Raw genomic sequence first — 20,243 nt, forward strand, 5'->3', positions numbered from 1 at the left:
CCTCGACTGGGTGCACGGATCCGCACTGTTCACCGGTGCCCACCTTTCTGCCGCACTATACCTGCGGCGTGTGTATAGTGATCGCGTGGCTGTGACCAGGAAAGTTCGTCGATTCTCCGGCGGCGTGTACGACCTCGGGCTCCACATCGTGTGGTGCCCGAAGTACCGCCGTCCGGTCCTCGACGGCCGGGTCGCGGAACGACTGGACGACCTGATCCGGCAGAAGGCAGACGAACGCGGCTGGGAGATCATCGCCCTTGAGGTGATGCCCGACCACGTGCACCTGTTCGTGAAGCACGACCCGAAGTCGTCGGCCTCGTACGTGGCGAACCAGTTCAAGGGCTTCACGTCCCGCGTGCTGCGCGAGGAGTTCCCGCACCTGAAGTCGCGGATGCCCACACTGTGGTCGTCGTCGTACTTCGCGGCCTCGGCCGGCGCCGTGTCGGCGGCCACGGTCGAGAAGTACATCAACACCCAGTGGGAACGTCCGCGGAAGAAGGGGGACAGCTCGTGATCCGCGCGTACAAGTTCCTCCTGCGCCCCACGGCCCGTCAGACGGCCGCACTCGGCGAGATGCCGCGGGACCACTGCTCCCTCTGCAACGGCGCGTTGCAGGAACGCCGGGACGCCTACCGGCACACCTCGAAGACCAGTGTCCGGTACGGCGACCAGTCCGCGCAGCTCAAGGAGATCCGCGCGTTCGATCCCCAGCGGCAGGGCCGCTGGTCGTTCTCCTCCCAGCAGGCCACCCTGCGCCGTCTGGACAAGGCGTTCGCCGCGTTCTTCCGCCGCGCCAAGGCCGGGCAGACTCCCGGCTACCCCCGCTTCAAAGGCGCCGGCCACTTCGACACCGTCACCTTCCCCAAGGATCGCGACGGCTGCCGCTGGGACTCCACCCCCCACGACGCGCAGACCCGCGTCCGCCTCCAGGGCGTCGGACACGTCCGCGTGCACCAGCACCGGCCCGTACAGGGCCGCGTCAAGACGATCTCGGTGAAGCGTGAGGGCAACCGCCGGTACGTCGTCCTGTCCTGCGACAACATGCCCGCTGAGGAACTGCCGCCCACCGGGGCGATCGTCGGTATCGACATGGGCGTCGCTCACTTCCTGACCACCTCTAACGGCGAACACGTCGCCAACCCGCGCTTCCTCCAAGCGATGGCCGACGAGCTGGCCGAAGCACAGCGCCACCTCGCGACGTTCCCGAAGCGGACCCGCCGGCGCACCAAGCGCCACCGCGCCGCCGCCCGGAAGGCCGCCAGGCTGCACGGCAGGATCCGGCGGCAGCGCGCCGACTTCCAGCACAAGACCGCCCGTACGCTGATCGCCGACCACGACGTGATCGCGCACGAGCGGCTCAACACGGCGGGTATGACCAAGAGCCCCGCACCCAAGGCCGACCCGGAGCAGCCTGGCAGCTTCCTGCCGAACGGTGCTGCCGCGAAGGCCGGACTCAACCGCAGCATCCTCAACGCGGGTTGGGCGCAGTTCCTCGCAATCCTGGCGAACAAGGCTGAGAGTGCCGGTCGCCTGGTGGTTGCGGTGGACGCGCGCAACACCTCCCGCACGTGCCCCGAGTGCGGGCATGTCGCGAAGGAGAACCGCGCCACCCAAGCGAAGTTCGCATGCACGGCGTGCGGATTCGCGGCGAACGCGGACCACGTCGGCGCGACGAACGTCCTCAACAGGGCCGGGCCGGCCCTCTGCGCGGCGGCTTAGCCACCAACGCAGGAAACCCGCGCGTTCACGCGTGGGTGGAGTCACAACGATCCCCCTCGTGTGGGTTCTGCGCCGGAAAGAAACCGAAAAGGCTTTCTGAAAGTTAGGACCCGGCTCACGGCCCGTCAATCCCCTTGCACAGAAGGGAAGTCGGCGACCCTTACACGACGGCCGCCGAAACCTGTGAAACTACGCGTGACGCGCCTCGACCGAAACGACTCGCGTACGGTTTACGCAGGCAAGGCGAGAGAAGGAGTTCACCCATGGCACAGGCCACCGGCCCCTCTCGTTCGCAACCCTCCACCCTCAGCGACGTGGCCCGGCTGGCGGGTGTGTCCATCGCCACCGCGTCCAAGGCGCTCAACGGCCGGAGCCAGGTGCGCGCCGAGACCCGGCAGCGGGTGGTCGACGCGGCCGAGCGGCTGTCGTTCCGCCCCAACCAGCTGGCCCGCGGCCTGCTCGCCGGGCGCACCGGCACGGTCGGGCTGCTCACCAGCGACCTGGAGGGCCGGTTCAGCATCCCGATCCTGATGGGCGCCGAGGACGCCTTCGGGGCGGGCGAGGTCGCCGTGTTCCTCTGCGACGCCCGGGGGGACGCGATCCGTGAACAGCACCATGTCCGGGCGCTGTTGGGGCGTCGGGTCGACGGTCTGATCGTGGTGGGCAGCCGTACGGATCCGCGTCCGTCGCTGGGGCGTGAACTGCCGGTGCCGGTGGTCTACGCGTACGCCCCGTCGGACGATCCGGCCGATCTGTCCATCGTCCCCGACAGCGTCGACGCCGGCCGGCTCGCCGTGGCCCATCTGCTGGCCTGCGGCCGGACCCGGATCGCGCACATCACCGGCGATCCCGGGTATCTCGCGGCGCGGGAGCGCGCCGAGGGGGTCATGGGCGCGCTCGCCGACGCCGGTCTGACCCCGGTCGAGGAACCGCGGTTCGGGGCCTGGTCGGAGGGCTGGGGGCGGGCGGCCACCGCGCTGCTCCTGGACCGGCACCCGGAGGTCGACGCGGTGCTGTGCGGCAACGACCAGATAGCGCGCGGCGTCATGGACGTACTGCGCGAGCGTGGCCGGCGGGTGCCGGAGGACGTGTCGGTCATGGGCTTCGACGACTGGCACGTCCTGACTTCCGGCGCCCGGCCGCCACTGACCAGCGTCGACCTGAACCTCGAGGAGGTGGGCCGCGCGGCGGCGCACGCCCTGTTCAGCGCGATCGGCGGAGTACGTCGTTCCGGGATCGAGGCGCTGACCTGCCGGGTGGTCATCCGGGGTTCGACGGCACCGCTGTCCTGAACCTGGCAGATCCGCGCACTCGGCGAACTCGGGTCTCATCCAACCCTCTTGACACCTCATCAGCCCGCTCCTACGTTGCGAAAACCTTTCAGGTCCGTTTTCTGTGCTCTTCGGGTTCATGAACGTCGGCGCCATCGCGACCACACGTCTGTCAGGCAACGGGACAGGGAGCCTCCGATGAGAAGACCGCACGCCTTACTGGTACGACGTCGGCGCACGAGATATCTCCTCGTCGCCCTGCTGCTCACCCTCGCCACCGTCCTCACCGCGCCCCCGGCGGCCGCCGCGCAGACCATCGGCTTCCCCACGTTCAGCGGCCCCGCGGTCCCGGCCCCGCCCGTCGCCCAGACCACCGGCGACATGATGAAGGCGATCTACGACGCGGAGAGTTCCGGCACCGACTTCTGGATGGACCGGCTGCTGACCCGTTCCGGCGACGACCCGGCCGGCCCCTGGCTGATGAGCCGGGGCCGGGGGCTGTTCATGAAGACCCACGATCCGGGGGTCCTCGGTTTCGGCGGCCATGTCGCCTACTGGGAGAGCGTCAACGACCAGAACGCCTACAGCGTCGCGATCAGCCCGGGCACCTTCACCGAGCAGGTCTCGCAGCGCCGGCAGATGCCCAGCCACTGGAACAGCGTCCACACCAGCGGGTCGGTCACGGTCAACCAGACCAAGTTCATCACCGAGAACAACGTGGCCGTGACCAACCTGTCGATCAAGAACAACGGCAGCGCCTCGACCACCCTGCAGCTGCGGGCGACCTCGCCGTACGCCACCACGGGCTCCGGCAGCGAGCTCACCGGCCAGGCGAGCGCCTACAACAACCTGACCACCCTGCGCCCCCGCATCACCGGCGACGGTTTCACGGTCACCAGCGGGGGCCTCAACCGCTCGGTGACGATCGCGGCCGGGGCCACGGTGACCGCCAAGGTGGTGATGGGCTTCGTCACCGACGAGATCCCCCAGTCGCTCACCGAGTACAACGCCTACGCGGGCTACTCGAACGCGACCGCCTTCGCGACGCACGTCAAGGCCTACAACCTGTGGTGGGCGCAGAACGTGCCCTACATCGACGTGCCCGAACCGGCGATCAAGAAGAGCATCTACTACCGCTGGTGGCTGATGCGCTTCAACAACCTGGACGCCGACATCCCCGGGCAGACCTTCCAGTTCCCGACGTCGACGGAGGGCGTCCTCGGCTACAACAACGCCATCGCGCTGACCCAGCCGATGCACATCGACGACCTGAAGTACCTGCGCAACCCGGCCTACGCATACGGAGATTGGCTGAGCGTCGGCCAGACCTCCAAGGGTGGGCGCTTCCTCGACAATCCGGGTGACCCGGAGAACTGGTCCAACAGCTACACGCAGTACATCGCCGAGGCGGCCTGGAAGAGCTATCAGCTCCACGGCGGCCAGCCGGCCATCGCCGCGAACCTGGCGCGCTACGCGGAGGGCGACGTCAAGGGACAGCTCGCCAACTACGACCACGACAACAACAAACTGATCGAGTACGACTGGGGCGCGCTGACCGGCAACGACGCCGACGCGGTCTCGTTCCACTGGAAGCCCGGCAACATGGACCGCGCCGAGTCCGCCTACCAGTACAGCGGCGCGCTGGCCGCCGCGCAGGCCTACGACGCGATCGGCAACACGGCGAAGGCGAACGAGATGCGGACGCTCGCGACGCAGATCAAGGACGCCATCGTCAACGTGCTGTGGAATCCGAACCGGCAGTTGTTCGAGCACCGGTTGAAGTCGACGAACGAGTGGGTGCCCTGGAAGGAGATCAACAACTACTACCCGTTCTCGGTCGGCGCCGTCCCCAACACGGCGACGTACAAGCAGGCCCTACGGCTGTTCGACGACCCGGCGCAGTACCCGATCTTCCCCTTCTACACGGCCAACCAGGTCGACAAGAAAGCGGCGGCCGACGCCGGTGAGCCCGGTTCCAACAACTTCTCCACGATCAACTCGACCGTGCAGTTCCGGCTCTACTCCTCGGTGCTGCGCAACTATCCCAACTCGTGGATGAACGCCACCGACTACAAGAAGCTCCTGTACTGGAACACCTGGGCGCAGTACGTGGGCGGCAACACCCAGTGGCCGGACGCCAACGAGTTCTGGGCGGACTGGAACGGCAGCTCCATCAACTACCGGTCCTGGATCCACCACAACATCCTGGGCAGCAGCAACTGGACGGTGGTCGAGGACGTCGCGGGTCTTCGGCCGCGCAACGACGCCAAGGTCGAGCTGTCGCCGATCAACATCGGCTGGAGCCACTTCACCGTCAACAACCTCCGCTACCGCAACGCGGACCTGTCGATCGTCTGGGACGACCCGGCCGACGGTGTGGTGCGCTACCCGGGCATCCCGGAGGGCTACTCGATCTACGTCAACGGCAACCGGGCGGCGACCGTCAACTCCCTGGTGCCGTTCACCTGGGACCCGGCCACCGGTGACGTCACCACGAGCGGCACGGTCGGCTTCCACACGGCGGTCGCCGGACTCCAGGCGCCCAACCAGGTCGTCCAGAGCAGCCCCCGGATGGTCGACATGCTCGCCAAGGCGGGCGTCGACCTCACCGCCGACCTGACCAACATCGCCACCGGGGCGACCGCTTCGGCCTCCTACACCGGGTCCGGCAGCGGGGTCTCGGGCGCGATCGACGGCTACCCCACCAACGAGCCGTTCTGGGGCGCCGGCGGTTCCCCGAACAGCCAGGACTGGTACGAGCTGAACTTCGGTGCCGCGCGGACCCTCAACGAGGTGCGCCTGTACTTCAAGGACAGCCGCCCGGCGAGTACGACGTACCGGGCCCCGTCCGCCTACAACATCCAGTACTACGACGGCAGTTCATGGGTGAACGCGCCGAGTCAGACCAAGACCCCGAGTGCGCCGCGCGCCAACTACAACCTCGTGCAGTTCCCGGCGATCACCGCCCAGCGCGTCCGCGTCCTGGCCACCAACGCCTCCGGCGCCAAGACGGGCCTGACCGAGGTCAAGGTGTTCAACCGGGGCGGCGTCCAGCCACCACAACCACCGGCCAACCAGGCGGCCTCCGCGACGGCGTCCGCGTCGTACACGTCGTCCTGGGAGAGCGTCGCCGCGCTCAACGACGGCGTCGATCCGCCCTCGTCCAACGACACGGTGAACCCGCGCTGGGGCACCTGGCCGGAGACGGGCCAGCAGTGGGCCGAGCTGACCTGGCCGGCCGCGAAGACCCTCAACAAGGCCGACGTGTACTTCTTCGACGACGACCAGGGCATCGACATGCCCTCCGCGTGGAAGCTCCAGTACTGGAACGGCAGCGCGTATGTCGACGTGCCGGGCGCCGGAACGTACGCGCTCGCAAAGAACCAGTACAACTCCGTCTCCTTCACCGCCACCAGCACGACCCGGCTACGGGTGCTGCTCACCAGCACGGGCAGCAGTTCCGTCGGTCTCCTCGAAGTCAAGGCATACGGACCCTGAAGGGATGTGCTGAAGTGACCCGTTCCAGATGTACGGCCGTACTCGTCGCCGTGCTCGCCATGGTGGTCGCCCTTCTGGTGGCGACGCCGCCCGCGTCCGCCGCCGTCACGTTCACCTCGACGGGCGTGAACCAGAACGGCGGCAACTGCCTGGACCTGCCCGGCGGTTCGACGACCAACGCGGCGCAGTTGCGCGCGTTCACCTGTAGCTCCGGCGCAAACCAGAACTTCGGCTACACCCCGGTCGCCGGGACGTCCGACACGTACACGATCACCACCCAGTCCGGGCAGTGCGTCGACGTCTACGGGGCGTCGACGGCGGACAACGCCACGATCATCCAGTGGCCGTGCCACAGCGGAACGAACCAGCAGTGGCGGCTCGTTCCCGTGACGGTCTCCGGCACCGACAGGACGTTCAACCTGGTGTCCGTCAGCTCGGGCAAGTGCGTGACACCCAGCGGCGGTTCGTCCGCGTCGAACACCAACCTCGTCCAACTCCCGTGCGCCACCGCGAACGGCAGGGTGTGGCGGCTGCCCGGCTTCACCAGCGGCGGCGGCACGGGCACGCACACCTTCACCAACCCGCTGTCCCAGCACGGGCCCGACCCCTGGCTGACGTACTACGACGGCTACTACTACCTCGCCACGACCACCTGGAACTCGACGGTCACCATGCGCAAGGCGAGCACCCTCGCCGGGCTCGCCACGGCCACCGACCAGGTGATCTTCAACCTGACCCGGCCCAACGGCGCCGGCACGATGTGGGCCCCCGAATTCCATCTGCTCGACGGCCCGAACGGCAAGCGCTGGTACTTCTACTACACGGCCGGACGCGAGCCGTACGACCTCGGCACCCAGCGCATCCATGTGCTGGAGAGCGCGGGCCTGGACCCCATGGGGCCCTACAGCTTCAAGGCCGACCTGCTCGACCCGACTCAGGACAACACCTGGGAACTCGACCCGGGCATCCTCCAGTTGAACGGTCAGCTCTATCTGCTGGGCACCTTCTACAACGGTTCGCAGCCCATGTTCATCCGGCCGTTGTCCAACCCGTGGACGGCGAGCGGCACCCGCCGGGTGCTGTCCACCCCGACCCTGAGCTGGGAGACGGTCGGCGGCGCGGTCAACGAGGGCGCCGAGGTGCTCCAGCGGAACGGGAAGACGTTCATCGTCTACTCGGCCAGCCACTGCTCCACGCCCGACTACAAACTGGGGATGCTGACGTACAACGGAACCGGCGACCCGCTCAACTCCTCGTCCTGGGTCAAGTCGCCGAACCCGGTGTTCCAGCGGTCCAACGCCAACGGTGTGTACGGGCCGGGCCACAACGGGTTCTTCAAGTCGCCCGACGGCACGGAGGACTGGATCGTCTACCACGCCAACAACTCCGCCTCCGGCGGCTGCGACATGAACCGCACCACCCGGGCGCAGAAGTTCACCTGGAACGCCGACGGCACACCGAACTTCGGCACGCCGGTGGCGCTCGGCGTCACACTGACCGCGCCTTCGGGCGAGTAACGGCCTTCTCGGAGGCCGGAGTCGCAGTACCGGTCGGTGCGCAGGCCGACGGTTCGGGAACCACGACCTCCCGGACCGTCGGCTTGCGGATGAGGAGCAGCGCCGCGTCGTCGTGGAGCCGACCGCCCACATGTGCCAAGAGTTCGTCGTGGAGCGCGTCGAGGGTACGGGAGGGGTCGTCACCGGCGTGGCGGACCAGTCCTTCGTGGAGCGGGTAGAAGGCGCGGCCCCGGTCGCGGGCCTCGGTGACTCCGTCGGTGTACAGCAGGAGCTGGTCGCCGTCGGTGAAGGGCAGCACCTGGAGGTCGGGGGCGTGGCCGGTCATGGCGCGCAGTCCGAGAGGCGGGGCCGGATGATCGGGCTCCACGGCCGAGAGGGCGCCGGAGGCGCGCACCAGCAGCGGAGGCGCGTGTCCGCAGTTCACCACTTCGAGCTGCCCGGTCCTCGGGTATCCGGCGACGACGGCGGTGACGAAGTCGTCCGCGCCGAGGTTGCGGGCGAGGCTGCGCTCGATCCGGTCGACGACGGCGAGGAGATCGGGTTCGTCGTAGGCGGCCTCCCGGAAGACGCCGAGCACCAGTGCGGCGGTCCCCACTGCCGGCAGCCCCTTGCCGCGCACATCGCCGACGATCAGTCTCACCCCGTACGGCGTGGGTATCAGCGCGTACAGATCACCGCCGATCCTGGCCTCGGCCGCCGCCGCGCTGTAGCGGACGGCCACCTGGAAGGGGCCCACCGTCGCCGGGACGGGGCTGAGCAGTGCGTGCTGGGCGGTCTCCGCGACCGAGCGGACGGCGGCGAGCACCCGCTCCCTGCGTCCGCGCAGCGCGCTGGCCAGACCGCTCGCCAGGGTGACGGCGACCAGGGCGGACAGTACGGCGGCCAGTTCCGGGGCCGGTATGCCGTCCCAGCGGCCGAGCGCCGCGCCGAGCACACCGGCGAGGAGGCCCACGCCGAGGACACCGCGCGGCCCGTTGGTGGTGGCGGCCAGCGCCGGCCCGGCGACGAGCAGGGGCAGCCAGTTCGTCCCCGCTCCGCCGAGGAGGTCGCCCAGGACCACGGCGGCGACGATCAGTACGGGCAGCACGGACACACGGTTCCTGAACACTCGTGTCCGTCGATGGTCTCGACCATGCTGTCGGGCCTGACTCATGTTCTGTCCGCAGTCCTCACCTGTGTCCGGGGTGAACCCCGAAATGCCGGTTTCGTCCAGGTGTCCAGGAAACGCGATCAGCCGGGGCCGCTACAAGAAGCGGATTTTCAGATAGTGAGCGAAAGACTCCTGGTCACCCGGTCGGCGATCGGAAGCAGCCGCGCCCTGATCTCCGGCAGCCTGGTGAGCCGGTCCGCGGGCAGGGAGACGCCGAGCGAGCCGATCGTGTCGCCCCGGTAGACGGGGACGGCGACACAGACCGTGCCGAGGGAGTACTCCTCCAGGTCCGTGACGGCCGGGGCCACGGGTGAGGAGTCGATGCGTCGGAGCAGTTCCAGTCGGCTGGTGATCGTTCTCGGGGTGAGGTCGTTGAGGTGGTGGCGGGAGAGATAGTCGTCGCGGGAGGTGTCGTCCAGCTCGCGCAGTACGGTCTTGCCCAGCGCGGTGGCGTGGCCCGCGTCCTCGAAGCCCACCCACAGGTCGACGCGGGGCGCCCGGGGGCCGTCGACGATCTCGGCGACCCGGATCTCGCCCTCCTCGTAGAAGGTGAGGTAGGCGGCGGTCGCCAGCTCGTCCCGCAGCGCGGCGAGCGTGGGACGGACCCGGCTGAGCAGCGCCTGCCCGCCTCCCGCGACCTGCAGCGACCCCAGCTTCTCCCCCAGGATGAACCCGCCGTCGTCCAGTTTCCGCAGGTAGCCGTCGTGGACCAGGGTCCGCAGCAGATGGTAGGCGGTGGCCAGTGGCAGCCCCGTCTCACGGGCCAGCAGCTTCGCCGGCGCCCCGTTCTCATGCGCGCTCACCGCCTCCAGCAGGCGAAAGGCCCGCTGGACGGAGGTGATCAGCGTGGGGCCGTCATGCGCAGCCATAGGACCAGCGTGCGCCCGGCGCCCAGCGCGGGCAAGGTGTGAGGGGCCTCTCGTGAAGCCGGGTGTCGCCGGTCGCCGGAAGGCACCGAGCATCCGGGGCGAGGCCCGGAGCGCGGGCGCTACCGAACACTTGCCCAGTGCTCCACCCTTCAGGGTGGAGGTGAAGGGCATCCTGCCCATCGCGGCCCGGAGGGCCGCAGCGCCATTGCTAGAGTCGCCCTGTCCGACAACGTAGTTGGCGGACCTACCGCCGGACTGGCGGGAAGTCAAGCCTGTGGAGACCTTGTCAGACCACCTTCGGGTGGCAGGGGCCGATGAAGCAGGAACCCAAGGGAGCACCGCGATGGGGGTCCCCCCGGCTCGAGCGAAGCCGAGAGTTGGGGGAGGTGCTGACCGGAATCGCCTGCGTTCACGCAGGCGAGGATGTCAAATGAGGTCCGGTACACCCCGGGTTCCGGCGCGTTCCGACCCGCCACCGGGCCGACGCTACCGTGCGCAGAAGGGGCAGCGGTGAGCCGTGGCCGACGGCCGGTGGCCGACGGCGGCCCATCGCCCTCGCCGGTGGCCCGCGGTGGCTCATCGCCCTCGCCGGTGGCCCGTGGCCCGTGGCCGCTGGCCCGTGGCCCATAGCCGCTGGCCAGCGTCATAGCAGCGCCGCCGGCCTCCGCCCCGTCCACCCACGCCGACCGCTCGGCCCCCCGCCCTGGGACCCCGTCCAGCCGGCTCGCGGCCGGGACCCGGTCAGGCCCTCGTCTTACCGCGTACCCGGCGGCGCCGTGCTCTGCCGCACGACCAGCCTTGTCGGTACCAGCGTCGTGCCGTGTTCTGTCGCGTCCTGTCTCATCTGTCGCAGCACGCCCTCCACGCACAGCCGCCCCACCTCGGCGAAGTCCTGGTGGACGGTGGTGAGCGGCGGCAGGAACGAACCCGCCTCCGGGATGTCGTCGAAGCCGATCACGCTGACGTCCTCCGGCACCCTGCGACCGCTCTCGTGCAGCGCCCGCAGCAACCCCAGCGCCATCTGGTCATTGGCCACGAACACCGCCGTGCAGTCCGGCAGTTCGGCGATCCGCAGACCGGCGTGGTAGCCGGACTCCGCCGACCAGTCGCCGCGCACCAGGGGCGGTGCGGTCCGTCCGGCCGCGAGGAGTTCGGCGCGCCAGGCGTCGGTGCGGCGCTGCGCCGCGTACGAGCCCTCGGGGCCGGCCAGATGCCAGACCGTGCGATGCCCGAGGTCCAGGAGATGCCGTACGGCGGTCCGCGTGCCGCCCGCCTGGTCGGTGTCGACCACGGTGTAGCGGTCGCCCGCGTCGGAGTCGGCGACGACCACCTGGACGTGCGGGGGCATGGAGAGGGTCGAGTCGTCGAGGAGGTGTACCTCGAGGATGACGATGACGGCGTCGACGGCGAGTTCACCGAGCCGCGAGAACGCGCCGCGCACCTCGTCCTGCGTCGGCACGGCGACCGGCAGCAGGGTGACCGAGTACCCCTCGTGCGCGGCCGAGGTGGCGATCGCCTCCAGCGTGCGGACGTTTCCCGTGGTGGACAGGCCGAAGGTGATGACGCCGATGGTGCGGAACTCACCGCGTTTGAGGGCACGGGCGGCGCTGTTGGGCCGGTAGCCCAGCTCCTTCATCGCCGCGAGGACCTGCCGGCGGGTCTCCTCGTTGACGCCCGGGAAGCCGTTGGACACCCGGGAGACGGTCTGCGAGGACACTCCGGCGACCCTGGCGACGTCCGCCATGGACGCACTCTGCGTACGACGGGCGGCCCGTTTCCTGGTGCGCGCCCGCGCCCGCGCCGGATCCGCCGAGGTGCCGTCAGCTGTGTCCACCCGTCAATCCTCGCTCTCGGTCCACCATTGCGCCCGACGACCCTTGACCTGCGTCCGGGGAGCGGTGTAGACATGCCGCCATCAGATGTTTACGTAAACATAACAGCCCGTGACCTCTTGTGGGGGTTTCCGCGAGCAGGAATGTTTACGCAAACATCGGGGCGGCGGCGGACCAGCGCCGGTTCGAGACGGACGAGCGAGGCACGACAATGACAACCCTAGAACCGCCGGTGGCCGTCAAACGCGCCCCGGCCCGGCCCGCGGCGAAGAGGGACCGCCGCTCATGGACGGGATGGGGGTTCATAGGCCCGTTCGTGGCGGTGTTCGCCCTCGTCTTCCTGGCACCCATCGGATACTCGATCTACCTCAGCCTCTTCAGGGACCAGCTGATCGGCGGCACGAGTTTCGTCGGCCTGGACAACTACACCCAGGCCCTGAAGGACGACCAGTTCTGGGACTCCCTGGGCCGGGTGTCGCTCTTCCTGGCCGTGCAGGTGCCGATCATGCTGGGCATCGCCCTGCTGATCGCCCTGGCCCTGGACAGCGGACGCCTCTACGGCAAGGACTTCTTCCGCATCGCGATCTTCCTGCCGTACGCCGTGCCCGCCGTGGTCGCCACCCTGATGTGGGGCTTCATGTACGGCACCAAGTACGGGCTGGTGGGTGACATCAACAGCGCGTTCGACGTGACCCTGCCCGACCCGCTCTCCAGCGGTCTGGTCCTGGCGTCGATCGGCAACATCGTCACCTGGGAGTTCATCGGCTACAACATGCTGATCTTCTACTCCGCGCTGCGGGTCATCCCGCTCTCGCTCTACGAGGCCGCGGAGATCGACGGCGCCGGTCAGTTCCGCGTCATCACCGCCATCAAGCTCCCCGCGATCCGCGGTGCCCTCGTCATCGCGACGATCTTCTCGATCATCGGCAGCTTCCAGCTCTTCAACGAGCCGGCCATCCTGCGGCCCCTGGCGCGCAACGCCATCACGACCGACTTCACCCCGAACTTCTACACGTACTCGCTGTCCTTCAACGGCCAGCAGCACAACTACTCCGCGGCGGTCGCCATCATCATGGGGCTGATCACCATGGTCATCGCCTATGTCGTGCAGCTCCGCGGCATGCGCAAGGGAGCGTGAACCATGAGCAGCTCCGTCACCACCACCTCCCCGTCCGCATCCGCGCCGGACACCGCCGGTTCCAAGAGCGCGCCCCGGCTGCGCACCGGCCGTAAGCACACTCCCGGCCGCCCCAAGCGCAGCATCCTGCTGACCGTGCTCACCGGGCTCATCCTGGTCTACACGGTCGTACCCCTGATCTGGCTGGTCATCAGTGCCACCAAGACCCAGGACGGGCTGGCCAATTCGTCCGGGATGTGGTTCAGCGACGACTTCGCCCTCTGGTCCAACATCCACGACACGTTCACGTACCACGACGGCATCTTCGTCCGCTGGCTGCTGAACACCCTGCTGTACGTCGTGCTCGGCGCCGGCGGTGCCACTCTGCTGGCGATCCTCGGCGGCTACGCGCTGGCGAAGTTCACCTTCCCCGGGAAGCGCGCCGTGTTCGCCGTGGTCATCGGTGCCGTCGCCGTCCCCGGTACGGCCCTGGCGGTGCCCACCTTCCTGATGTTCAGCAAGATGGGCCTGACGGACACCCCGTGGGCGGTGATCATCCCCTCGCTCGTGTCGCCCTTCGGTCTGTATCTGATGTGGGTCTTCGCGACCGAGGCCATCCCCACCGAACTGATGGAGGCGGCCCGTATCGACGGAGCGGGCGAGGTGCGCACCTTCTTCCAGGTCGCCCTGCCGCTGCTCGCCCCCGGCACCGTGACCGTCCTGCTGTTCACCACGGTCGCGACCTGGAACAACTACTTCCTGCCGCTGATCATGCTCAAGGACCCGAACTGGTATCCCCTGACCCTGGGTCTGGACGCCTGGAACTCCCAGGCCCAGACGATCGGCGGCGACGTCGTCTTCAACCTGGTGATCACCGGATCCCTGCTCACCATCATCCCGCTGATCGCCGCGTTCCTGCTGCTCCAGAAGTACTGGCAGTCCGGCCTCGCCGCCGGAAGTGTCAAGGAGTGACACGCCCTCAGGCCCCACAAACCCCCCTCGGCTTCACCGCAGTCAACCCTCACCAGTCCCACCCACGAAGAAGTGGAAGCATCTCGATGCGTAGAACCACCGGCCGCCTGATGCGCGGCATAACCCTGCTCTCCGTCCTCGCCCTCGGCGCGACCGCCTGCGGTGGCTCCGACGACGACAGCTCGGACCAGAAGGCCGTCTCCGCCGCGGACATCCAGGCGGCTCTCAAGAAGGGCGGCACGGTCAACGTGTGGGCCTGGGAGCCCACGCTGAAGTCGGTCGCCGCCAACTTCGAGAAGAAGTACCCCAAGGTCAAGATCAACCTGGTGGCCGACCGGTCCGGCGACAAGCACTACACCGCCCTGTCGAACGCCATCGCGGCCAAGAAGGGTGTCCCGGACGTCGCGCAGGTCGAGTACTTCGCGCTGAGCCAGTACTCCCTCACCAAGGGCCTGACCGACCTGGCCCCCTACGGTGCCGACAAGCTCAAGGCCAAGTACACGCCCGGCCCGTGGAACGCCGTGAACGACGGCGACAAGGTCTACGGCCTGCCGATGGACTCGGGCCCGATGGCGATGTTCTACAACAAGAAGGTCTTCGACAAGTTCAAGATCGCCGTCCCGACCACCTGGGACGAGTACGTCGAGGCCGCGCGCAAGCTGCACAAGGCCGACCCGAAGGTCTACATCGCCAACGACGCCGGCGACGCGGGCTTCACCACCAGCATGCTGTGGCAGGCCGGTTCGCGCCCCTACAAGGTCGACGGCACCAAGGTGACGATCAACTTCGACGACGCGGGCGCCAAGAAGTACACGGACACCTGGCAGAAGCTCATCGACGAGAAGCTCGTCTCGCCGATCAACGGCTGGACCGACGACTGGTACAAGGGCCTGGGCGACGGCACCATCGCCACCCTGACCACCGGCGCCTGGATGCCCGCCAACTTCGTCACCGGTGTCCCGAACGCGTCCGGTCAGTGGCGTGCGGCCCCGATGCCGGCCTGGACCAAGGGCGACAAGGCGAGCGCGGAGAACGGCGGCAGCTCGCTGACCCTGCCCGCGCTCGGCAAGAACAAGGAGCTCGCCTACGCGTTCGTCGAGTACGCGAACGCCGGTGACGGTGTGCAGACCCGGGTCGACGAGGGCGCCTTCCCGGCGACCACCGCTCAGCTCCAGGACCCGGCGTTCCTGAGCAAGAAGTTCGACTACTTCGGTGGCCAGGAGGCGAACAAGATCTTCGCCGACTCCGCCGCCAACGTCGCCAGCGACTGGTCGTACCTGCCCTTCCAGCAGTACGCCAACTCGATCTTCAACGACACCGTCGGCAAGGCCTACGTCTCCAGCGAGAAGCTGGCCGCCGGTCTGAAGGCATGGCAGGACGCCTCCGTCAAGTACGGCACGGAGCAGGGCTTCACCATCGAGAAGTAACAGCTGGGCAGTAACAGCCGAGGAGCGGCCGGACAGCGTCAACGCCGGCCGCTCCTCGTACCCCCCGTACCTGGAAGGACCACCATGACCTCCGCCTCCCCGTCCCGTCTGCCGTACGGGCCGGACGGTGACTCCGCGCCCCGTCTCGCGTACGGCGCCGACTACAACCCCGAGCAGTGGCCTCGGGAGGTGTGGGAGGAGGACGTACGGCTGATGCGCGAGGCCGGTGTCAACATCGTCTCGGTGGGGATCTTCTCCTGGGCCCGTATCCAGCCGGACGCGGACACCTGGGACTTCGGCTGGCTCGACGAGGTCATGGACCTGCTCCACGAGGGCGGGATCGGCGTCGACCTGGCCACCGCGACCGCGTCCCCGCCGCCGTGGCTCACCACCGCGCACCCGGAGATCCTCCCGGTGACCTCCACCGGCGAGACGGTCTGGCCGGGCGCGCGCCAGCACTGGCGCCCCACCTCACCGGTCTTCCGCAGCCACGCGCTCGGTCTGGTCCGGAAGATGGCGGAACGATACGCCAACCATCCGGCCCTGGTGGCCTGGCACATCTCCAACGAGCTGGGCTGCCACAACATCTACGACTTCTCGGACGACGCGGCCCGCGCCTTCCGCGACTGGCTGCGCGCCCGCTACACCACCCTGGACGCCCTCAACCACGCCTGGGGCACGGCGTTCTGGTCGCAGCGCTACAGCGACTGGGCACAGATCCTGCCGCCCCGGCTGGCCGGCTCGCACCCGAACCCGACCCAGCAGCTGGACTTCAAGCGGTTCTCCTCGGACGCGCTGAAGGACTACCTGGTCGCGGAGCGGGACATCCTGCGCGAGTACACGCCCGAGGTTCCGATCACCACCAACTTCATGGTGATGGGCGGCACGAAGGGCATGAACTACCCCGACTGGGCCGGCGAGATCGACTTCGTCTCCAACGACCACTACGTCCACCCCGGCCCGCAGGACCGCGACGAGCTGTCCTTCTCCGCCAACCTGACCAGCGGTATCGCGGGCGGCCGTCCGTGGTTCCTGATGGAGCACTCCACCAGCGCGGTCAACTGGCAGCACGTCAACGTGGCGAAGCGGCCGGGTGAACTGGCCCGCGACTCGCTGCTGCACGTCGCGCACGGCGCGGACGCCGTCTGCTTCTTCCAGTGGCGTCAGTCGGCGGCAGGCGCCGAGAAGTACCACTCCGCGATGGTGCCGCACGCCGGCGCCGACAGCGAGGTCTTCCGCGCGGTGGCCGCCCTCGGCCAGACCCTCAAGGACCTGGCGCCGATCACGGGCTCCGAGCGCGAACCGGCCCGCGTCGGCATCGTGTTCGACTGGGACTCCTGGTGGGCCAGCGAGCAGGACTCGCACCCCACCGCCCTGCTCGACTACCGCCAGGAGGGGCTGAACTGGTACTCGGCGCTCCTCGCCCTCGGCATCCGCGCCGACGTCGTCACCACGCGCACCGAGTTCAGCCGCTACGACGTGCTGATCACCCCGGTCCTGCACATGGTCCCGGCGACCCTCGCCAAGGAGCTGACCCGGTACGCGGAGACCGGCGGCCACCTGATCACGACGTACTTCTCCGGTGTCGTCGACGAGAACGACCACATCTGGCTCGGCGGCTACCCGGGCGCCCTGCGTGACGTCCTCGGCATCCGCGTCGAGGAGTTCGGCCCGCTGCTCGAGGGCGACTCCGTCGAGGTGGACGGCGGCGGTACGGGCACGGTGTGGACCGACCGGATCGACGTGACCGACCCCGAGGTCGAGGTCCTCGCCCACTACCGCTCCGGCGCGTACGCGGGCCGCCCGGCGGTCACCCGCCGTACGACGGGCACCGGTTCGGCGTCGTACGTCTCCACGCGCCTCGGCGCCGACGGTCTCGCGGCGCTGCTGCCGGGGCTGCTCGCGCCGGCCGGGGTCGACAGCGAGCTGCCCGAACCCGCCCGTGGGCGCGTCGAGTTGACCGTACGGCAGGGCGGCGGAAGCCGGTTCCTGTTCCTGGTGAACCGGAGCGAGGAGGAGGTGCCGCTGCCGGGCCTCGACGGAGAGCGCCTCTCCGGCGGTTCCGACGCCGACGGTGTTCTCGTCCTCGCGCCGAGGGAGGTCGCCGTACTGCGCCGGCCCGCCCTCTGACCGGCACCCCGCACCACCCCTGTACCACCCCCTGAACTCCCCTGATCCAAGGGGCACACCGTCGTGCCCCGTCCGTGCGCACCCGCGCACGGTGCGGGCACGGCGGTCCACCGCAGCGACCACATCCGAGTTGGGAGCACACGTTGGCACGCCGTACCCGCACACGACACCTTCTGGGTGTCGTAGGCATCACCGCTCTGGCCACTTCGGCCGCCCTGGTCAGCGCGCCTTCACCGGACGCACAGGCGGCTGTCGAGGCAGCGGCCTCGTCCGTCACGGTCACCCCCGATCCCTCGTACAAGCAGGAGAGTTTCGAGGGCTGGGGCACCAGTCTGGTCTGGTTCGCGAACGCGACCGGCGACTATCCCCCGGCGATCCGCGAGAAGCTCGCGAAGCTGCTGTTCGGCGACGACGGGCTGGCGCTGAACATCGCCCGTTACAACATCGGCGGCGGCAACGCCCCCGACGTGAAGGACTACCTGCGGGCCGGCGGGGCCGTCGAGGGCTGGTGGAAGGCGCCCGCGGGCACCACCCGCACGGACACCGACTGGTGGAGCGCCGACGACGCGGCCGACTGGAACCCGAAGGCGGACCAGACCCAGCGCTGGTGGGTGGACCGCATCAAGAAGGACATCACCCACTGGGAGACGTTCAGCAACTCGCCGCCCTGGTTCATGACCGAGAGCGGCTACGTCTCCGGCGGTTTCAACGCCAACACCGACCAGCTGAAGGCCGATTCGGTCGACGACTTCGCCGCCTACATGGCGGGGGCGACGAAGCGGCTGGAGAAGGCCGAGGGCATCAAGGTCGACACCGTCGACCCGTTCAACGAGCCCAACACCGGCTACTGGGGCACCAGGCTGGGTGCGGACGGCCAGCCCGTCGGCGGCCGTCAGGAGGGCGCCCACATCGGCCCCGCGCTTCAGGAGAAGGTGCTCGCCGCGCTGGCGCCCGCCCTGAAGAAGGCCAAGGTCAAGTCCGAGATCTCGGCGATGGACGAGACCAACCCGACCATCTTCGCGAACAACTGGAACTCCTACTCGCAGGGCTCCAAGGACCTCGTCGACCAGATGAACGTCCACACCTACGGCACCGGGCAGCGCACCACCGTGCGCGACCTCGCCAAGGCGGCCGACAAGCCGCTGTGGATGAGCGAGGTCGAGGGCGACTGGGGCGACGGGCAGAGCTTCACGGACATGCGTCCGGGTCTCGGTCTCGCCCAGCAGATCGTCAACGACCTGCGTGAACTGGAGCCCAAGGCCTGGGTGTTCTGGCAGCCGGTCGAGGACTACGACAACATGAAGCCCGGCGGCGAGTCCGCCAAGGGCGGCAACTGGGGCAGCATCCAGCTGTCGTTCAGCTGCAAGTCCACGGACACACTGGCGTCCTGCCCGATCTACACGAACACCAAGTTCGACACCGCCCGCAACTTCACGCACTTCATCAAGCCGGGCGACAAGCTGATCAAGGTGGACGACACCTCCAGCGCCGCCGCCGTGACCAAGGACGGCAAGGGCGCCTCGCTCGTCCACGTCAACAGCACCACCGCGGCCCGTGAGGTCACCATCGACCTCTCCAAGTTCCGCACCATCAAGGGCAACGCGACCGTCACGCCGACGGTGACCAGCGCCGACGGCAAGCTCAAGCAGCAGGCCCCGGTCAAGGTCGTCGACGGCAAGGCCACGTACACCGTCCCCGCGCAGTCCGTGACCTCCTTCGCCGTCAAGGGCGTCTCGGGTGTCGCGAAGAACGCGGGCCTGTTCAGCAAGGGCCACTCCTACACGCTGACCGGCGTGCAGAGCGGCAAGGCGGTGACCGTCGCCGCCAACGGCAAGAGCCTGGTCATCGGCTCCGCCAACGGCACGGTCGCGCAGAACTGGCAGCTCGTCGCCCGGCACGGCGACAAGGGCGCCCGCCAGCGGTACGTCTTCGCCAACCCGGCCGAGGGCAAGCGACTGGCCGTCCGCGACAACGTGCCCGTGGTGGAGCCCGACACGGGCAAGCGGGACCCGGCCACCGAGTGGATCATGTCGACCACCGGTGACGGGACGTGGACGCTGATCAACGTGGCCACCGGCCGTCTTCTGGAGGTCGGCGGCCAGGCGACCAACGAGGGCGCCGCCGTGACCACCTGGATCGCCAATTCCGGCTCGAACCAGCGCTGGAGGGTCACGGACGTGACCGCCAAGAAGTGATCGGATAGTCCGTCTCCCCGAAGGCCGCTTCTCCGCGCACCCCGGAACCCGGGTCGCGGAGAGGCGGCCTTCGCCGTGCCCGGCCCGTCCGACGCGGCCCGCAACCCTCTCGCAACGTCCCGCGCGGTCCACTATGGCGGTGAAGATGCCCGAGGAGAGCCCGCGCGTCGAACTGACCCCGGCCGCCGCCGATCTGCTGCGGCGCCTGCACGCGACGCACGGCCCGCTGATGTTCCACCAGTCCGGCGGCTGCTGCGACGGCAGCGCGCCCATGTGCTACCCGGCGGGCGAGTTCCGGACCGGCGGCTCCGACATCCTGCTCGCCGAACTGGTGGTCGAGGGTGTCGTCGAACCGGTGCCGTTCTGGATGTCGCGCAGCCAGTTCGAGGTGTGGAGTCACACCCGGTTGATCGTGGACGTCGTACCGGGGAGGGGCAGTGGTTTCTCGCTGGAGGCACCCGAAGGAGTGCGCTTCCTGATCCGTTCCCGTGTAGTCAACACCTAGCCTTCCGCGCGCCCCCGGCGCAGCTCATCGTCATCTGGTGT

At 68.7% G+C, this 20,243-nt stretch carries 14 protein-coding genes; 11 read left to right on the forward strand and 3 right to left on the reverse strand.

Annotation, left to right across the window (positions count from 1 at the left end):
* The first annotated feature begins 85 nt into the window (after positions 1-85).
* The 5 genes from tnpA (at position 86) to PV396_RS12665 (ending at position 8,005) form a co-directional block, all read left to right on the forward strand.
* Entirely contained in the window at positions 86-514 is a 429-nt protein-coding gene (gene tnpA, locus PV396_RS12645) for an IS200/IS605 family transposase (protein ID WP_416071385.1), read from the forward strand.
* A complete protein-coding gene (locus PV396_RS12650; protein WP_319203740.1) occupies positions 511-1,719 on the forward strand; it encodes a transposase in 1,209 nt (402 codons plus the stop codon). Before tnpA ends, PV396_RS12650 begins: the two co-directional genes overlap by 4 nt.
* 263 nt (positions 1,720-1,982) lie before the next feature.
* Positions 1,983-3,011, forward strand: a complete 1,029-nt coding sequence (locus PV396_RS12655) for a LacI family DNA-binding transcriptional regulator (protein WP_319203742.1) — start codon at positions 1,983-1,985, stop codon at positions 3,009-3,011.
* A gap of 177 nt (positions 3,012-3,188) precedes the next feature.
* Positions 3,189-6,488 (forward strand): discoidin domain-containing protein, encoded by a 3,300-nt coding sequence (locus PV396_RS12660; protein WP_319203744.1) that lies wholly within the window; start codon positions 3,189-3,191, stop codon positions 6,486-6,488.
* Positions 6,489-6,502: 14 nt separating this feature from the next.
* Positions 6,503-8,005 carry a family 43 glycosylhydrolase gene (locus tag PV396_RS12665; RefSeq protein WP_319203746.1) on the forward strand — a complete coding sequence of 501 codons (1,503 nt, stop codon included), beginning with the start codon at positions 6,503-6,505 and terminating at the stop codon, positions 8,003-8,005.
* On the opposite strand, the gene PV396_RS12670 is transcribed toward PV396_RS12665, so the two are convergent.
* From PV396_RS12670 to PV396_RS12680, 3 genes are all read right to left on the reverse strand, one after another.
* Positions 7,977-9,158 carry a PP2C family protein-serine/threonine phosphatase gene (locus tag PV396_RS12670; protein ID WP_319203749.1) on the reverse strand — a complete coding sequence of 394 codons (1,182 nt, stop codon included), beginning with the start codon at positions 9,156-9,158 and terminating at the stop codon, positions 7,977-7,979. The genes PV396_RS12665 and PV396_RS12670 overlap by 29 nt on opposite strands.
* A gap of 107 nt (positions 9,159-9,265) precedes the next feature.
* The gene (locus PV396_RS12675; RefSeq protein ID WP_319203751.1) at positions 9,266-10,024 is read right to left on the reverse strand and encodes an IclR family transcriptional regulator; all 759 of its coding nucleotides are present in this window, start codon (positions 10,022-10,024) and stop codon (positions 9,266-9,268) included.
* A gap of 754 nt (positions 10,025-10,778) precedes the next feature.
* The gene (locus PV396_RS12680) at positions 10,779-11,858 is read right to left on the reverse strand and encodes a LacI family DNA-binding transcriptional regulator (RefSeq protein ID WP_416071386.1); all 1,080 of its coding nucleotides are present in this window, start codon (positions 11,856-11,858) and stop codon (positions 10,779-10,781) included.
* A gap of 209 nt (positions 11,859-12,067) precedes the next feature.
* Between PV396_RS12680 and PV396_RS12685 the strand changes: the two genes are divergently transcribed.
* The 6 genes from PV396_RS12685 to PV396_RS12710 all read left to right on the forward strand — a co-directional run bounded on the left by PV396_RS12685 (position 12,068) and on the right by PV396_RS12710 (position 20,202).
* Positions 12,068-12,994, forward strand: a complete 927-nt coding sequence (locus PV396_RS12685; protein ID WP_319203753.1) for a sugar ABC transporter permease — start codon at positions 12,068-12,070, stop codon at positions 12,992-12,994.
* A gap of 3 nt (positions 12,995-12,997) precedes the next feature.
* Entirely contained in the window at positions 12,998-13,945 is a 948-nt protein-coding gene (locus PV396_RS12690) for a carbohydrate ABC transporter permease (protein WP_319203755.1), read from the forward strand.
* Positions 13,946-14,031: 86 nt separating this feature from the next.
* Positions 14,032-15,372 carry a sugar ABC transporter substrate-binding protein gene (locus PV396_RS12695; RefSeq protein ID WP_319203758.1) on the forward strand — a complete coding sequence of 447 codons (1,341 nt, stop codon included), beginning with the start codon at positions 14,032-14,034 and terminating at the stop codon, positions 15,370-15,372.
* An 84-nt stretch (positions 15,373-15,456) separates the two neighbouring features.
* Positions 15,457-17,502 (forward strand): beta-galactosidase, encoded by a 2,046-nt coding sequence (locus tag PV396_RS12700; RefSeq protein WP_319203760.1) that lies wholly within the window; start codon positions 15,457-15,459, stop codon positions 17,500-17,502.
* 143 nt (positions 17,503-17,645) lie between these two features.
* Positions 17,646-19,697 (forward strand): glycoside hydrolase, encoded by a 2,052-nt coding sequence (locus tag PV396_RS12705; protein WP_319203762.1) that lies wholly within the window; start codon positions 17,646-17,648, stop codon positions 19,695-19,697.
* A 145-nt stretch (positions 19,698-19,842) separates the two neighbouring features.
* The gene (locus PV396_RS12710) at positions 19,843-20,202 is read left to right on the forward strand and encodes a DUF779 domain-containing protein (RefSeq protein WP_319204094.1); all 360 of its coding nucleotides are present in this window, start codon (positions 19,843-19,845) and stop codon (positions 20,200-20,202) included.
* Positions 20,203-20,243 lie beyond the last annotated feature (41 nt).

Source organism: Streptomyces sp. ME02-8801-2C (assembly GCF_033793965.1).
Classification (GTDB): domain Bacteria; phylum Actinomycetota; class Actinomycetes; order Streptomycetales; family Streptomycetaceae; genus Streptomyces.

Excerpts from the sequence above, each read along its gene's own strand:
- PV396_RS12655 (WP_319203742.1), top strand. The coding sequence starts at position 1,983 with ATGGCACAGGCCACCGGCCCCTCTCGTTCGCAACCCTCCACCCTCAGC.
- PV396_RS12660 (WP_319203744.1), top strand. The coding sequence starts at position 3,189 with ATGAGAAGACCGCACGCCTTACTGGTACGACGTCGGCGCACGAGATAT.
- PV396_RS12670 (WP_319203749.1), bottom strand. The coding sequence starts at position 9,158 with ATGAGTCAGGCCCGACAGCATGGTCGAGACCATCGACGGACACGAGTG.
- PV396_RS12675 (WP_319203751.1), bottom strand. The coding sequence starts at position 10,024 with ATGGCTGCGCATGACGGCCCCACGCTGATCACCTCCGTCCAGCGGGCC.
- PV396_RS12685 (WP_319203753.1), top strand. The coding sequence starts at position 12,068 with ATGACAACCCTAGAACCGCCGGTGGCCGTCAAACGCGCCCCGGCCCGG.
- PV396_RS12690 (WP_319203755.1), top strand. The coding sequence starts at position 12,998 with ATGAGCAGCTCCGTCACCACCACCTCCCCGTCCGCATCCGCGCCGGAC.
- PV396_RS12695 (WP_319203758.1), top strand. The coding sequence starts at position 14,032 with ATGCGTAGAACCACCGGCCGCCTGATGCGCGGCATAACCCTGCTCTCC.
- PV396_RS12700 (WP_319203760.1), top strand. The coding sequence starts at position 15,457 with ATGACCTCCGCCTCCCCGTCCCGTCTGCCGTACGGGCCGGACGGTGAC.
- PV396_RS12710 (WP_319204094.1), top strand. The coding sequence starts at position 19,843 with ATGCCCGAGGAGAGCCCGCGCGTCGAACTGACCCCGGCCGCCGCCGAT.